The organism is Methyloprofundus sp. (assembly GCF_965251085.1).
In the GTDB taxonomy this organism is placed as follows: Bacteria; Pseudomonadota; Gammaproteobacteria; order Methylococcales; family Methylomonadaceae; genus Methyloprofundus.
Window position 1 is genome coordinate 2,577,834 of sequence record NZ_OZ252594.1, and the last position, 15,579, is coordinate 2,593,412.

General features: G+C 43.2%; 10 protein-coding genes, 1 tRNA gene and 3 pseudogenes. 8 read left to right on the top strand and 6 right to left on the bottom strand.

Annotated features, from left to right (window positions below; translation table 11 throughout):
* Nucleotides 1–50: 50 nt before the first annotated feature.
* Nucleotides 51–908, bottom strand: coding sequence for a tRNA preQ1(34) S-adenosylmethionine ribosyltransferase-isomerase QueA (gene queA / locus ACQY3F_RS11895; RefSeq protein WP_428355072.1), 858 nt, complete (start codon nucleotides 906–908; stop codon nucleotides 51–53).
* A gap of 234 nt (nucleotides 909–1,142) precedes the next feature.
* A pseudogene (locus tag ACQY3F_RS11900) lies at nucleotides 1,143–1,934 on the bottom strand (IS1380 family transposase); the annotation flags it as partial.
* 127 nt (nucleotides 1,935–2,061) lie between these two features.
* Between ACQY3F_RS11900 and ACQY3F_RS11905 the strand changes: the two are divergent.
* From ACQY3F_RS11905 to ACQY3F_RS11920, 4 genes and pseudogenes are all read left to right on the top strand, one after another.
* A pseudogene (locus tag ACQY3F_RS11905) lies at nucleotides 2,062–2,969 on the top strand (tyrosine-type recombinase/integrase).
* Nucleotides 2,966–4,042, top strand: coding sequence for an IS91 family transposase (locus ACQY3F_RS11910; protein WP_428355073.1), 1,077 nt, complete (start codon nucleotides 2,966–2,968; stop codon nucleotides 4,040–4,042). The pseudogene ACQY3F_RS11905 and the gene ACQY3F_RS11910 overlap by 4 nt, the downstream one beginning before the upstream one ends.
* Nucleotides 4,043–4,499: 457 nt before the next feature.
* A pseudogene (locus ACQY3F_RS11915) lies at nucleotides 4,500–5,407 on the top strand (tyrosine-type recombinase/integrase).
* Nucleotides 5,404–6,480, top strand: a complete 1,077-nt coding sequence (locus tag ACQY3F_RS11920) for an IS91 family transposase (protein ID WP_428355073.1) — start codon at nucleotides 5,404–5,406, stop codon at nucleotides 6,478–6,480. Before ACQY3F_RS11915 ends, ACQY3F_RS11920 begins: the two are co-directional and overlap by 4 nt.
* 210 nt (nucleotides 6,481–6,690) lie before the next feature.
* Here the strand turns inward: ACQY3F_RS11920 and ACQY3F_RS11925 are convergent, their stop codons facing one another.
* Nucleotides 6,691–7,383 (bottom strand): transposase, encoded by a 693-nt coding sequence (locus tag ACQY3F_RS11925; protein ID WP_428355075.1) that lies wholly within the window; start codon nucleotides 7,381–7,383, stop codon nucleotides 6,691–6,693.
* 27 nt (nucleotides 7,384–7,410) lie between these two features.
* Here ACQY3F_RS11925 and ACQY3F_RS11930 point away from each other — a divergent pair, with 27 nt between their 5' ends.
* A complete protein-coding gene (locus ACQY3F_RS11930) occupies nucleotides 7,411–8,415 on the top strand; it encodes an IS630 family transposase (RefSeq protein WP_428353111.1) in 1,005 nt (334 codons plus the stop codon).
* 137 nt (nucleotides 8,416–8,552) lie between these two features.
* Here the strand turns inward: ACQY3F_RS11930 and ACQY3F_RS11935 are convergent, their stop codons facing one another.
* Nucleotides 8,553–8,762 (bottom strand): S-adenosylmethionine:tRNA ribosyltransferase-isomerase, encoded by a 210-nt coding sequence (locus tag ACQY3F_RS11935; protein WP_428355077.1) that lies wholly within the window; start codon nucleotides 8,760–8,762, stop codon nucleotides 8,553–8,555.
* A gap of 97 nt (nucleotides 8,763–8,859) precedes the next feature.
* Here ACQY3F_RS11935 and ACQY3F_RS11940 point away from each other — a divergent pair.
* Nucleotides 8,860–8,944 (top strand) — tRNA-Leu (locus ACQY3F_RS11940).
* 477 nt (nucleotides 8,945–9,421) lie between these two features.
* Here the strand turns inward: ACQY3F_RS11940 and ltrA are convergent.
* A complete protein-coding gene (gene ltrA, locus ACQY3F_RS11945) occupies nucleotides 9,422–10,735 on the bottom strand; it encodes a group II intron reverse transcriptase/maturase (protein WP_428353786.1) in 1,314 nt (437 codons plus the stop codon).
* A 715-nt stretch (nucleotides 10,736–11,450) separates the two neighbouring features.
* Here ltrA and ACQY3F_RS11950 point away from each other — a divergent pair.
* Together ACQY3F_RS11950 and ACQY3F_RS11955 are read left to right on the top strand one after the other, a co-directional pair.
* Nucleotides 11,451–12,812, top strand: coding sequence for an IS1380 family transposase (locus ACQY3F_RS11950; protein WP_428352976.1), 1,362 nt, complete (start codon nucleotides 11,451–11,453; stop codon nucleotides 12,810–12,812).
* 252 nt (nucleotides 12,813–13,064) lie between these two features.
* Nucleotides 13,065–14,291 carry an ISKra4 family transposase gene (locus ACQY3F_RS11955; RefSeq protein WP_428357676.1) on the top strand — a complete coding sequence of 409 codons (1,227 nt, stop codon included), beginning with the start codon at nucleotides 13,065–13,067 and terminating at the stop codon, nucleotides 14,289–14,291.
* A gap of 403 nt (nucleotides 14,292–14,694) precedes the next feature.
* Here ACQY3F_RS11955 and ACQY3F_RS11960 read toward each other — a convergent pair whose 3' ends face one another.
* Nucleotides 14,695–15,555: a radical SAM protein gene (locus ACQY3F_RS11960; RefSeq protein ID WP_428355078.1), complete on the bottom strand. Its 861-nt coding sequence runs from the start codon at nucleotides 15,553–15,555 to the stop codon at nucleotides 14,695–14,697.
* Between the last annotated feature and the right edge of the window lie 24 nt (nucleotides 15,556–15,579).

Genomic DNA, 15,579 nt, shown 5'->3' on the forward strand with positions numbered 1-15,579 from the left:
CGCCAATATAACAAGAAGCATTAATAGCGGGCTAAAGCCACGCCCTACCGCTATTTACGTTGAATAAACATAGCATCGCCATAACTAAAAAAACGGTATTTTTTAGCTATCGCGTGTTGGTAAACCTTTTTAATCCGCTCATAACCCGCAAAAGCAGACACCAGCATCAGCAATGTCGACTCAGGCAAATGAAAATTAGTCAGCAAAGCATCGACTGTCTTGAATTGATACCCTGGGGTAATAAATAAATCGGTATCACCCTGGCTTACTTCAAGATAACCCTTACGTGAAGCAGATTCCAAAGAGCGCATTGCAGTCGTGCCAATTGCGACTACTCGCCCTCCCCGACTTTTAGTTTGCTCAACTGCATCAACCGTCTCCTGCGATACATTAAAGTATTCCTTATGCATCACATGCTCTTGCAGGTTTTCAACCTTGACCGGCCTGAAAGTTCCACTGGCTACATGTAGGGTGACAAAGGCAATATTCACCCCCTTAGCGCGAATTTTTTCCAGAATAGCCTCGTCGAAATGTAAACCTGCCGTGGGTGCAGCCACCGCGCCACTTTGCTGAGCAAAAACCGTTTGATAACGAGTCTGATCACTAATATTATCAGCGCGTTCTATATAAGGAGGTAAAGGCATATGACCAATACGTTCTAAAATATCTGCCAGAGCCACATCGCCTTTAAATTGCAAATGAAATAAATCATCCACACGCCCCAGCACCTGGCATTGAAAGCCCGCATCTAGATCAATCAAAGCACCCGCTTTGGGTGATTTACTAGAGCGCATATGCGCCAGTACCTCACGCTCATCAAGCACACGTTCAATTAAGACCTCAACCTTGCCGCCTGACTGTTTATGACCAAATAAACGTGCGGGAATGACTTTAGTATTATTTAACACCTAAATCCTGCAAGCCCATATTTTGACTCTCATTAACCTGTCTAGCTAAGTGGTTATTAGGTTTTTACTGCCGCTTTGCCAGCCCTCTTTGTCCAACCGATCAAAATATCCAGATTTAAATCATAAATAGAGGAAATTTTTTGTATCGTATGGATATCCCCCGAGCCCAAGGCAATAAACACCCTGCCAACGTGCCATGACCTTTTAATCAAAGTGACTTAACTTCGGTTAATGTTAAGCGAGTAACCCCACCTTAACCCAATCATCCCATTCCTGTGGATAGAGCGGATCTGCAGGTGTTCTGACTCTCAGCTGATTATTGCCTGTGAGTAATTTTCCAGCCACCCGAATCAGATAAGTACGAAGTGTATCCGGCTCCCATTGGCACAACGTTTTGTTGCCACTCAATTGAGCCATCCAGCGCACGGTATTGTAGGCAAGAACGGCGCAATGAAATAATGCGGCATTAGCCAGAAATTGATTCGTTCTGATTTTACCTAAACCCATTTGTGATTTTGCTTCTTCAATCCATGTTTCGCACGTCGCTCGTTCACCATACTTCTTATGTGTTTGCCAAGGCGATAGAGGTTCAGTTGTTACATAACAAAAATAGTCATATTCTGCCGTATCCCAAAGCTCGGACTGAGGTCCTGTCACTTGTTTAGGTTGCTTTATCCTGACCGCGACAAACTGACGAGAGCGAGACCAGCCACCACAACGATATTGAAACTCGCTCTGCTCCCAACCGGGTCGGCCTTGTATGGCTGTCCAGGCCTGTTTGGCCAGCAATGCGTTCAAATTCTTAAGTTTAACCTTTATTAGATACCCATGCCCTCTGGTATCGAGAAATTCAAGCAAATCACCGACAAAATAACCACTGTCACCGCGAAAAATAATGCGCATCCGATTGGGCAAGTGTGCAAGTAACTGTTTGGTAAATTCTACAACACCATTGCTTGTAAAGGCATTGCCTGTCCGGAACCAGGCTTGTAAAATTTCTTTTGTTTCCGCTAGAAAAGCGAGTTGGACGAAGCCGCTATCGCGGAGAAAAACAGCGCATCCCTTAAATTTAAAGTGTAACCTCATTGCCTGTTATATGCATAACAGGTAACTTGTAAGCTCATCCAACTAACAATAATGAGGTTACACTGTTATGACACCATCGATAGAGCTTAAATTCAACCATTATTATATCCAGCACTGTAAGCATTTAAAGCTTAAGGGACTGCAACCCAAAACCATTGACGCTTATTCACGCGCTATTCGCCGTATCGGGGAACACTTTCAGGGGCATCTGGATAACTTAACGCAAGATCAACTGGTGGATTATTTTCATGCTCTTTTAAGCCGCCTTTCCTGGAGTGCCGTGAAACTAGATCTCTATGGTCTCAAGTTTTTCTATACACATGTGCTACAAAAGCCGTGGGTTGATGTGCTAATGATTAAACCACCACGATGTACGCGTATACCCGATATTGTCACTGTGGTTGAAGCACAACAACTGTTTATGTCGACCCGTAATCTAAGCTATCGAGTTTTTTATTTTACGATTTACAGTCTAGGTTTACGTTTGGGCGAGGGCTTAAGCCTGAAAGTAGGTGATATTGATGCGACACGCATGCGGGTACATATTCGCAATGCCAAAGGCAATAAGGATCGGCTTGTGCCTTTGCCTGTGAATACCTTGAAGGTGTTGCGTAAGTTTTGGGCTGTGCATAAAAATCCAGTGCTGGTATTTCCCAACCGTGCCCGGGGTCTAAAAGGTGCACATCTTGCTGAATCCCCCCTTGATCGCGGTGGCATCCAGAAGACAATCCGTCTTGTGACGCAAGAAATGGGACTAAAAAAAAGATTTCCTGCCACTCGCTGCGCCACAGTTACGCCACTCACCTGTTAGAAGCCGGGGTTGATTTAGTTGAGTTGCAGAAGATTCTGGGCCATACCAGTTTAGTAACCACGGCTCGCTATACGCATTTGACCGATATTACCGATGAGAATGCAGAGCTGCACATTAATCAGTTAGTCAATGACTTTTCTATTCACTGGGGGCAGATTTCATGATAACCCTAGCTGCAGTGATTGATCAATTTCAGTCTGACTTTTTAAGCGAGTATCAATCTCGTTTACGCTCCAATCAGATCAGTGCATTACATGCCATGAAGAGCTGTCGGACACAGCTGAGTCCTGTGATGCAGGTTAACTGTGCAGACTGTGACTATCAAACCTTTGTGCCTCATTCCTGTGGCCAGCGTAACTGCCCGCATTGTCAACATCATGAGAGTCAACAATGGATTGAACGACAGGTACAAAAACAAGTCCCTGCTGATTATTTTATGAATACCTTTACCTTACCTGCGCAGTTAAGGTCGTTAGCCAGGCAGCATCCGCGGTTACTTTACAGTATGATGTTTGACTGTGCCTGGGCGACTTTACAGAGTTTTAGTAAAAATGATAAGCAGTTGCAAGGCGATGCCGGGGCGATTGCTGTCTTACATACACACTCACGCGAATTAAATTATCATCCGCATATTCATGTCATTATGCCTGCGGCAATCGTGGATAAAATCAAGAAGCTCTGGCGCACTAAGGAAGGCAAATACCTGTTTCATCATAAAGCACTAGCAAAAGTATTTCGTGCAAAGATGCTAGCGCGTATGAACGAAGAAAAGTTGCCATTTCCCAAAGCTATTCCGGAAAAATGGGTGGTCGATTGTAAGTTTGTCGGTGCAGGCGATAAAGCATTGATATATCTGGGTCGATACCTGTATCGTGGTGTGATTCGTGAACAGGATATCTTATCCTGCCAAAATGGCAAAGTAACCTACCGTTATCAAGACAGCAAAACCAAACGCTATCAAACCAAAACGGTATCGGGGGCTAAATTTCTGTGGCTGGTGCTGCAACATGTTTTGCCTAAAGGCTTTCGTCGTGCGCGCAATTATGGCTTTTTACATCCGAATAGCAAGGGTGTTATTAAGTTGATTCACTCCCTGCTAAAGTTTGACCCGACGAAGATATTGCGTGCACTCAAAGTACGGCCGGCATTCAGTTGCAAATGTTGTGGCGGGGCGATGGTTGTTGGGCGTCGGCAAATACCCAGGGTGGAAATAATGTTTCAGCCTTTGCCAACTTAACAATTGGAATCACTAGCGCTTATGTAAATTTAAACACTTCGACCCAGGCTATCAGCGGATTAAATGCTGAGGGAGTTGCTTGGGCTAAAATCGGAGATTAAGGCAGAATTTTGCTCCGATACTTGGACTTTGAGAGTTGACTGCAATGGACAACGCTCAAAGTTCAGTTAAACAGGTAAAAACAGAGGTTCGATTCATCAGTCGGGCTGATCAACAAAAAGCTATTTTCATAGAGCGCATTAAATGAATTCCTACTATCGTGCCGGGCTTGTCCAACAAACGGTTCAGATTGTGGCTCGCTTCGCGATCACAATCTAACCTTATTCGTTGGACGAAGCCGCTATCGCGGAGAAAAACAGCGCATCCCTTAAATTTAAAGTGTAACCTCATTGCCTGTTATATGCATAACAGGTAACTTGTAAGCTCATCCAACTAACAATAATGAGGTTACACTGTTATGACACCATCGATAGAGCTTAAATTCAACCATTATTATATCCAGCACTGTAAGCATTTAAAGCTTAAGGGACTGCAACCCAAAACCATTGACGCTTATTCACGCGCTATTCGCCGTATCGGGGAACACTTTCAGGGGCATCTGGATAACTTAACGCAAGATCAACTGGTGGATTATTTTCATGCTCTTTTAAGCCGCCTTTCCTGGAGTGCCGTGAAACTAGATCTCTATGGTCTCAAGTTTTTCTATACACATGTGCTACAAAAGCCGTGGGTTGATGTGCTAATGATTAAACCACCACGATGTACGCGTATACCCGATATTGTCACTGTGGTTGAAGCACAACAACTGTTTATGTCGACCCGTAATCTAAGCTATCGAGTTTTTTATTTTACGATTTACAGTCTAGGTTTACGTTTGGGCGAGGGCTTAAGCCTGAAAGTAGGTGATATTGATGCGACACGCATGCGGGTACATATTCGCAATGCCAAAGGCAATAAGGATCGGCTTGTGCCTTTGCCTGTGAATACCTTGAAGGTGTTGCGTAAGTTTTGGGCTGTGCATAAAAATCCAGTGCTGGTATTTCCCAACCGTGCCCGGGGTCTAAAAGGTGCACATCTTGCTGAATCCCCCCTTGATCGCGGTGGCATCCAGAAGACAATCCGTCTTGTGACGCAAGAAATGGGACTAAAAAAAAGATTTCCTGCCACTCGCTGCGCCACAGTTACGCCACTCACCTGTTAGAAGCCGGGGTTGATTTAGTTGAGTTGCAGAAGATTCTGGGCCATACCAGTTTAGTAACCACGGCTCGCTATACGCATTTGACCGATATTACCGATGAGAATGCAGAGCTGCACATTAATCAGTTAGTCAATGACTTTTCTATTCACTGGGGGCAGATTTCATGATAACCCTAGCTGCAGTGATTGATCAATTTCAGTCTGACTTTTTAAGCGAGTATCAATCTCGTTTACGCTCCAATCAGATCAGTGCATTACATGCCATGAAGAGCTGTCGGACACAGCTGAGTCCTGTGATGCAGGTTAACTGTGCAGACTGTGACTATCAAACCTTTGTGCCTCATTCCTGTGGCCAGCGTAACTGCCCGCATTGTCAACATCATGAGAGTCAACAATGGATTGAACGACAGGTACAAAAACAAGTCCCTGCTGATTATTTTATGAATACCTTTACCTTACCTGCGCAGTTAAGGTCGTTAGCCAGGCAGCATCCGCGGTTACTTTACAGTATGATGTTTGACTGTGCCTGGGCGACTTTACAGAGTTTTAGTAAAAATGATAAGCAGTTGCAAGGCGATGCCGGGGCGATTGCTGTCTTACATACACACTCACGCGAATTAAATTATCATCCGCATATTCATGTCATTATGCCTGCGGCAATCGTGGATAAAATCAAGAAGCTCTGGCGCACTAAGGAAGGCAAATACCTGTTTCATCATAAAGCACTAGCAAAAGTATTTCGTGCAAAGATGCTAGCGCGTATGAACGAAGAAAAGTTGCCATTTCCCAAAGCTATTCCGGAAAAATGGGTGGTCGATTGTAAGTTTGTCGGTGCAGGCGATAAAGCATTGATATATCTGGGTCGATACCTGTATCGTGGTGTGATTCGTGAACAGGATATCTTATCCTGCCAAAATGGCAAAGTAACCTACCGTTATCAAGACAGCAAAACCAAACGCTATCAAACCAAAACGGTATCGGGGGCTAAATTTCTGTGGCTGGTGCTGCAACATGTTTTGCCTAAAGGCTTTCGTCGTGCGCGCAATTATGGCTTTTTACATCCGAATAGCAAGGGTGTTATTAAGTTGATTCACTCCCTGCTAAAGTTTGACCCGACGAAGATATTGCGTGCACTCAAAGTACGGCCGGCATTCAGTTGCAAATGTTGTGGCGGGGCGATGGTTGTTGGGCGTCGGCAAATACCCAGGGTGGAAATAATGTTTCAGCCTTTGCCAACTTAACAATTGGAATCACTAGCGCTTATGTAAATTTAAACACTTCGACCCAGGCTATCAGCGGATTAAATGCTGAGGGAGTTGCTTGGGCTAAAATCGGAGATTAAGGCAGAATTTTGCTCCGATACTTGGACTTTGAGAGTTGACTGCAATGGACAACGCTCAAAGTTCAGTTAAACAGGTAAAAACAGAGGTTCGATTCATCAGTCGGGCTGATCAACAAAAAGCTATTTTCATAGAGCGCATTAAATGAATTCCTACTATCGTGCCGGGCTTGTCCAACAAACGGTTCAGATTGTGGCTCGCTTCGCGATCACAATCTAACCTTATTCGTTGTGGATGGTATGAACGGGCACCTTTCTTTTTGGGGTTGAAGCCTTTGGCACTTCCTTCTTGTCGACCACAAACGGTGTCCACAGTTGAATCGACATCGACCCACTGGACGGATTGTATGCCAGTTTTCGATTTTCCGGAACGAAGCAATCGCCGCCAGTGTTGACCACGCAAAGTATGCGTGAGCGTTTCAAACTGGCTTATCTGCCTATCACTTACTTCTTTAAAGATCCGTAAAATTGTGGTTTCAACAGGAATCTTTATCCAGCCAGCTACTTTGCGCAGTACGCTATCTGCCCATACGGTCGTCACCTTTGCCATTGATGTTGCTCCCCCCATCATGCCAACCAACGTCAATAGAACCACATCAGATAAGTGATGGTCTGCATTTTCACCCCGCCGATGTGGAACGCTTTGTTTTACGGTTTTTTCAAAACCTATCCTGTCTAAATATTTCACGACGGGAATCAGTCCCGCCTGGCTTGTCAATCCATGTGCTGTAGATGTCATTTTTACCGTTCGGGTACGGTTTCTTAAGTACTTACGCAAAATTAATTTAACGAAAAAAGGTGTCATAATAAACAATTATTTTGCTGACTCTAAATGTTTGTGCTCTATATAAAACACCTACTCCCAGAAGAAATTACTGCTTTAAATGTGATGCATAAAAACCATCCACTTCATTTAAGTAGAAGTCGAGCTCATGCTATTTTATTAAGTTTCAAAGAGCATTCTGTTCCCATGATTTGTTCTATTTATAACGTATGCCGCCAAACTGTTTCCACTTGGTTTTCTAACTGGGAAAAGAATGGAATCGATGGATTGGTTGACTGTCAGGGAAGAGGACGGCGAGGTATTTTAACTGAAAAACAACAAATAAGCTTAGTCCAGAGAGTTGAAAAATCTCCTAGATCATTAAAATCAGTACTAGCAAAATTTGAAGAAGATCTAGGCATTTCAGTTAGCATTGATACTATAAAACGTATTTGTAAACAAGCTGATCTTGTTTGGAAACGAGTTAGAAAATCCTTAAGGATAAAGCGTAATCAAGATAAATTTGATTTGGCAACCGATGAAATAAAAGAATTAATACAACAACATAAAGAGAATGAACTTGATTTGTGCTACTTTGATGAGTCGGGGTTTACACTAGAACCCTGTGTTCCTTATGCTTGGCAACAGTCAGGTGAGACGATTGAAATACCAAGCTCAAACAGCAAGCGTCTTAATGTATTAGGTTTTGTTAACAGAGATTGCAGGTTTGATTCTTTTGTTTTTGAAGGGAGTGTAAACACTTCGGTTGTTGTGGCTTGTATTGATGAATTTGCTAAACAGATTAAAAAACCAACAACTCTTATTATTGATAATGCATCGACTCATACGAGTAATGAATTTAATGAAAACCTTGAAAGGTGGAAAGAAAAAAACCTATCCATTTACCGTATACCGCCATACTCACCCGAGTTAAATATTATCGAGATTATATGGCGTAAAATAAAATACGAATGGCTTCCTTTTTCAGCTTATGAATCCTATGCCTCTCTTCAGGAAGAATTATTTAAGGTGCTGTCTAATATTGGAAAGAATTACAAAGTAGAGTTTGCATAAAAGGTTAAATTAATTTTGCATGGGTACTTACGTGAGATGAGGATTTTGATACTTTAGAGGGCTTCATTAAAACAATGAGATAGTGAAATCAGGAAAATGATATTATATCATTGTTTAATAAGGAGTTTTGTGGATTATTATGTATAATGCTTGCAGGATTTAGGTAACACTAATAAGTCACCTTTATTCAGCAATGCCGACAAGTCGCTAAACTGATTATCTTCAATCGCATCGCTATCTTGATGCAAACATAATAACCGGCTCGCACTACGTTCAGATAAAGGTTGTTGAGCAATTAACTCATCAGGTAGCTCATAGTAAAAATCACTTTTTTTCATGCATGCCATATTCACTGCTTAACAAGTATTTGTATAAAAAAAGCCTATTTTATAGAATTTTCTGGCAATATAAAAAAAGATTATTTATAATTGTTAGCTGTTCTATGCCGGGGTGGTGAAACTGGTAGACACGCCGGATTCAAAATCCGGTTTCTTCGGAAGTGCCGGTTCGATTCCGGCCCTCGGTACCACAGATTATTAAAGGCTTTGTGTAAACACACAACGCCTTTTTTTATGCCTAAAATTTCCCGTGTCACACTTATGCTGACATATTAAGCAGCGTAAGTATTAATGATGGCTTGTTTTTACTGTGCTCTGAGTGGATGCACTAAAAACGTGATTCCTTGAGCAGACACTGGAAAAATAAAAAACTTTCCTAATAAAACAAAAAGAGAAATTGGCTTTCAACTGGATAAAGTTCAACAAGGTGAAAGTCCCACAGATTAAAAACCTACTTGATTACCCACAACTCTCAGCTAGACTCCGTCATTCCAGCTACCATTTTAAAACGGGACAAAGCAATGTAGGCTGGGTTAGCTTATCTAACGAAGCGCAGATAACGTAACCCAGCACTTTACGTATACGGGGCTTTGCTGGGTATCGGGTCAGAGGAGGCCGCAGCCTCCGTCTGCCCACAGCACCGTGCGTACGGGTCCGTACACGGCTCCTCACGCAAGACTTATCCATTGAGAAACCTCAAACCAATGCTTCACCCTTCGGTCAGATCGTATTTCCTGCCCTTTCTCTTTTATAAACCAACTATTCGGATAGGCTTTCGTCACTGCTCGCGCATTTGATAACACCCACCGTTTGTTGTTTGAGAATACGGCATTCCCTGCTTGTTTTCGCGGTACTCCTCGTTTGATCAGTTTTCGATACAGGTGCTTTTTCCTCTTTTGTTGATCCACTATCCTTGATCGTAATCGTCGCCTTATATGCGCTTCAATTTTCTTTAGTTGCGCGGGGTAATAGGTCAAACTGTAGTAGTTTGACCAACCCACGTACCATTGATTGATCTCGTCTAGTGTTGTTTCCAGAGTCTGATGAGTGCCTCTTGGGGTCAGTTCTTTGACTTTATCCATGGCGGATTGCAGGGCTTTATGCGCAATCGCAATCGTCCCGTCTACCACGGTAAATCCCAAAAACTTGACCTTCTCGGATTTGGCCACTTGGCTTTTATCCCGATTCACTTTCAGTTTTAGCTTCTTTTCGATAAATTGGCTGACTTTTTCCATGACTCTATCTGCCGCTTTTTGCGATTTGACAAAGATGTTACAGTCGTCTGCGAATCGACAAAACTCAAGTCCGCGTTTTTCCAATTCCTGATCCAGTTCATCCAGAACTATGTTGCTCAGTAAAGGGCTTAGTGGACTTCCTTGTACCGCCCCTTCTTCGCTTGAGGTAACGACACCCTTTATCATGACACCGCTTCGCAACATGATCCCTACGAGACGAAGTATCCGTTTATCCGATACTTTCTCTCCCATTCGGGCTATTAACCGGTCGTGGTGGATTCGATCGAAAAACTTCGATAAATCAATATCTACCACATAGGGCTTACCACTTTTTATTATATGTTGAGCCATTTGCACGGCTTGGTGCTGACTTCGTCCTGAGATAAAGCCGTAACTATGCTGTGAAAAATTCCGCTCAAAAATAGGGTCTAGTAGTATTTTCATGGTTGCTTGTACCACTCGATCTCGTACCGTCGGTATGCCAAGTAGTCGTACTCCCTGGCCTTGCGGCTTAGGTATTTCTACTCGACGTACGGGCGAGGGTTTGTAAGTCCAGTCTGTCAGTTCCTGTTGCAGCTGGCTTAGCTCTTCGTCTAAACTGGCTTCAAAGTCCACTATGCTTATCCCGTCTATTCCAGGCTTGCCTTTGTTCTTCTTTACCTGTTCAAATCCTATAGTCAAGTACAATGTTGAGCATAGGTTTTCGAAAAGTCTTGGTTCCTCTTCAAATAGGTCTCTTTGGTTCATTTTACTCTTTCGTTTGCAGTGGTCTTTCATGCATCTCGCACAATCCATTCGTTCACAGTATACGTTGTGAATAGTGAGTTGCTCCTTTCAGGCAGATGTCATACCACCAGTCTATAATCAACGGCCGTGACCGCTTACGTGTTCCGCCCTTCACCTCTAACACCCTGTTGCTGATTCGATGTTTTGCCCTCATCCATGTCACCATGAATTCATCGGCACCGAACTTTACGATTACTATGGCTTCATCTGAAAACCCTCGGTCCATAACGACTACATTGCTGCAGCGCCTAGGGCTTAAAGAGTCGCAGTTACTCCGACCCAAACCCGACGGCTCCTCACTGGGTAAGATAGTCACCCGTTTCTCAATCTACCTACCTTCAATACGACAACCCGTTACGGTGAGAATGTCGGGCTTTGGTGGTTGCAGACACCTTACCCCCTGATTGCCGCCTTACAAAGGTTCACTGTTCACTGTTCACTGTTCACTGTTCACTGGGCGGAGCCTTTACTTGATGTTTCTTATAGATATATGCTATAACTCACTGATAATAAATCAGGAGAGTTGTTTAATTCATGGCACACTTAATTTCACGCACTGGAAACGAACTTACAATACAACCTAAATCCTGCAAGCATTATACATAATAATCCACAAAACTCCTTATTAAACAATGATATAATATCATTTTCCTGATTTCACTATCTCATTGTTTTAATGAAGCCCTCTAAAGTATCAAAATCCTCATCTCACGTAAGAAACCGTACCCGAACGGTAAAAATGACATCTACAGCACATGGATTGACAAGCCAGGCGGGACTGATTCCCGTCGTGAAATATTTAGACAGGATAGGTTTTGAAAAAACCGTAAAACAAAGCGTTCCACATCGGCGGGGTGAAAATGCAGACCATCACTTATCTGATGTGGTTCTATTGACGTTGGTTGGCATGATGGGGGGAGCAACATCAATGGCAAAGGTGACGACCGTATGGGCAGATAGCGTACTGCGCAAAGTAGCTGGCTGGATAAAGATTCCTGTTGAAACCACAATTTTACGGATCTTTAAAGAAGTAAGTGATAGGCAGATAAGCCAGTTTGAAACGCTCACGCATACTTTGCGTGGTCAACACTGGCGGCGATTGCTTCGTTCCGGAAAATCGAAAACTGGCATACAATCCGTCCAGTGGGTCGATGTCGATTCAACTGTGGACACCGTTTGTGGTCGACAAGAAGGAAGTGCCAAAGGCTTCAACCCCAAAAAGAAAGGTGCCCGTTCATACCATCCACAACTCGCTTTTCTAGCGGAAACAAAAGAAATTTTACAAGCCTGGTTCCGGACAGGCAATGCCTTTACAAGCAATGGTGTTGTAGAATTTACCAAACAGTTACTTGCACACTTGCCCAATCGGATGCGCATTATTTTTCGCGGTGACAGTGGTTATTTTGTCGGTGATTTGCTTGAATTTCTCGATACCAGAGGGCATGGGTATCTAATAAAGGTTAAACTTAAGAATTTGAACGCATTGCTGGCCAAACAGGCCTGGACAGCCATACAAGGCCGACCCGGTTGGGAGCAGAGCGAGTTTCAATATCGTTGTGGTGGCTGGTCTCGCTCTCGTCAGTTTGTCGCGGTCAGGATAAAGCAACCTAAACAAGTGACAGGACCTCAGTCCGAGCTTTGGGATACGGCAGAATATGACTATTTTTGTTATGTAACAACTGAACCTCTATCGCCTTGGCAAACACATAAGAAGTATGGTGAACGAGCGACGTGCGAAACATGGATTGAAGAAGCAAAATCACAAATGGGTTTAGGTAAAATCAGAACGAATCAATTTCTGGCTAATGCCGCATTATTTCATTGCGCCGTTCTTGCCTACAATACCGTGCGCTGGATGGCTCAATTGAGTGGCAACAAAACGTTGTGCCAATGGGAGCCGGATACACTTCGTACTTATCTGATTCGGGTGGCTGGAAAATTACTCACAGGCAATAATCAGCTGAGAGTCAGAACACCTGCAGGTCCGCTCTATCCACAGGAATGGGATGATTGGGTTAAGGTGGGGTTACTCGCTTAACATTAACCGAAGTTAAGTCACTTTGATTAAAAGGTCATGGCACGTTGGCAGGGTGTTTATTGCCTTGGGCTCGGGGGATATCCATACGATACAAAAAATTTCCTCTATTTATGATTTAAATCTGGATATTTTGATCGGTTGGACAAAGAGGGCTGGCAAAGCGGCAGTAAAAACCTAATAACCACTTAGCTAGACAGGTTAATGAGAGTCAAAATATGGGCTTGCAGGATTTAGGTACAAGTTAAAGTTAATATAGATGGTTCTCTTTTGGAAGCAGAAGATACCATTCAAAATGCCTGCAACGAAGTAGGATTGCTAGCGACCGAAAAAGCATTGAAAAACTTTGATACAGATGGGAGGGCACTCCAGACTGGAAGTATAAAATGGACAGCCAAGGAAGCCAGTGAAAAAAAGTATCAAACGCCTTATGGTGTAGTAGAGATTAAGCGTTATACCTACCAAACCTCAAAAGGCGGTAAAGTATGGTGTCCACTGGAAGAGCAAGCGCGTATCATCCGAGGGGGAACTCCTCGGTTAGCTAAACAGGTTTCACATAAATATGTTCATATGAACGCACAAGCAGTTCGCCACGATTTTCAAGCCAACCATAATCGCAAACTCGCCAAATCCTACATCCAGAATATGGCGGACTGGGTGGGAGGAATTGCCCAGGCAAAAGAAGAAGACTGGACATATACTTTGCCTGAATTAGATGAGGCTGTCTCGACCATTGTCTTCAGTATGGATGGTGCTTATATTCTGATGCAAGAAGACGGGTGGCGTGAGGCGATGGTGGGAGCAGTGTCTTTCTATGATACTGAAGGCAGTCGGCTTCATTCACTTTATCTGGGAGCGCCGCCAGAATATGGTAAGGACATCTTCAAGCAACGGTACGAGAAAGAAATCCGGCACATCAAAGCCCTTTACCCAGATGCTCTTTATCTAGGCATAGCTGATGGAGCTAAAGATAACTGGTCATTTTTGACACCCCACACGAGTCGTCAATTACTCGATTTCTATCATGTGACAGAATATCTCGGCAAAGTGGCTTATGCCGCCTTCCCTCAAAAAACAGGAAAGCCAAAAAGAAAAGAGTGGCTATCGGATCGATGTCATCAACTAAAACATGATTCTGAAGCCGCTAAAAAGTTAATTAAGGAAATGGAAACACTAACACGAAAAAAAGGATTAACTAAATCAGTTAAAGAAGATCTAGCTCAGGCGTTGACCTACTTTAACAATCATCAGCACCAAATGAATTATGCAGAACATATCGCCGCTCATTTGCCGATTGGATCGGGTGTGACGGAAGCAGCCTGTAAAACGTTAGTTAAGCAACGCTTATGTTGTTCGGGTATGCGTTGGAAAAACCAGGGGGCAGGGATTATTTTAAGTCTTAGAAGTCTTGTTCAATCCGGCGATCGGTGGGAACAATTCTGGAATAAAATTAATCAATATGGCGCGCAATGCTACTCTTAAAACATCATATTAAGGCTTCACCCGGCTCACTTTCGCTTAGGTGATTGATTTGGCTAGAGCTTCCTTCAGATTCCGCATTGGCTCTCTATAACCGTGGTTCCCTGTTGGGTAGCTATGGAGAGTTTCTTTGGACACCCTTGCTTTCGCCTACTTCTTCCCTTCTCACAGGGCAAAGGCTGGACTTTCACCAACTAGCTGACTATCATGCCAGTCACACTACGTTATCTGCGCTTCGCTTGATAAGCTAACCCAGCCTACATTGCTTTGTACCGTTTTAAAATGGTAGCTGGAATGACGGAGTCTAGCTGAAAGTTGTGGGTAATCAAGTAGCTTTATAGACTTGGCTAAACTGTGAAACACAGAGCAGTTTCAAAGATATTAAGTTATCAACACACCCAATCTACTAAGAAACAGTCACAAGTAAGTCAATCTCCCGAATAGACTCAGCAAAGTCATTTAATTGCTGCAAAGTAGCCGTTGTAATAGTACTTGCTTCAGGTTGTAATGAGGGTCTGGCCAGACTATAAAGCATAACGCCTTGCAATGGAACTTGTTCAATAACCTCTGCCAATAGCGACAGATAGGCCTGTTGCTCTAGTGCCTCTAGCAAGCCCCCTTGCCCTTTACCAGGTTTAAAACCTAAAACACAAGTCTGAACCCATGTAGAACATAGCTTTGCAGAAATAATTAGATTTTCCCGTTGCTTGAGCAAACTTAAGCCTGCATGGTTCACAGCTTCTCGTCCCACATCAGTTCCGCTATCTAGTTTATACCAGACTTGCCCCTGGTATTGATTAAACACTTGCAAGCCTGCCTGGACATCTGGCTTATGCATTAAACTGCCATTTGTGATCAATACATACTGAAATGGATGCGGAATATTAGCCTGTTCTACAATCTGAGTAATTAAAGCAATTGCTTTGGAAAAATCATCAACACTGGTAGGTTCACCGTTGCCGGAAATCGCAATATCTTTAATCACTCGCCTGTCCGACTCTATTTCAAATCGTTGATAAAAAGTCCCATGCAAGACATCCTGCAAAAAATCAGTTAATTCTATGGCCAGCAGTTCAAAGTCCAGCTCAGGTGCCGCACCTATGGTTAAATCAGGCACCTGACAATACACACAACGCCAGTTACAGGCATTATTAGTATTAAAATTAATACCGATCGATAAGCCGCCAGAACGTCGAGAGTTTACAGGATATATATATTTATACCCTGCGGCATCACGATCGTGATTTTTTACAGAAAGTCTGGACATAAAAACTAAAATTTATCTTAAAAA

What these genes read in the sequence shown, in the direction of transcription:
- ACQY3F_RS11910 (WP_428355073.1), top strand. Translation starts at nt 2,966, where the DNA reads ATGATAACCCTAGCTGCAGTGATTGATCAATTTCAGTCTGACTTTTTA.
- ACQY3F_RS11920 (WP_428355073.1), top strand. Translation starts at nt 5,404, where the DNA reads ATGATAACCCTAGCTGCAGTGATTGATCAATTTCAGTCTGACTTTTTA.
- ACQY3F_RS11925 (WP_428355075.1), bottom strand. Translation starts at nt 7,383, where the DNA reads ATGACACCTTTTTTCGTTAAATTAATTTTGCGTAAGTACTTAAGAAAC.
- ACQY3F_RS11930 (WP_428353111.1), top strand. Translation starts at nt 7,411, where the DNA reads ATGTTTGTGCTCTATATAAAACACCTACTCCCAGAAGAAATTACTGCT.
- ACQY3F_RS11935 (WP_428355077.1), bottom strand. Translation starts at nt 8,762, where the DNA reads ATGGCATGCATGAAAAAAAGTGATTTTTACTATGAGCTACCTGATGAG.
- ltrA (WP_428353786.1), bottom strand. Translation starts at nt 10,735, where the DNA reads ATGAACCAAAGAGACCTATTTGAAGAGGAACCAAGACTTTTCGAAAAC.
- ACQY3F_RS11950 (WP_428352976.1), top strand. Translation starts at nt 11,451, where the DNA reads ATGAAGCCCTCTAAAGTATCAAAATCCTCATCTCACGTAAGAAACCGT.
- ACQY3F_RS11960 (WP_428355078.1), bottom strand. Translation starts at nt 15,555, where the DNA reads ATGTCCAGACTTTCTGTAAAAAATCACGATCGTGATGCCGCAGGGTAT.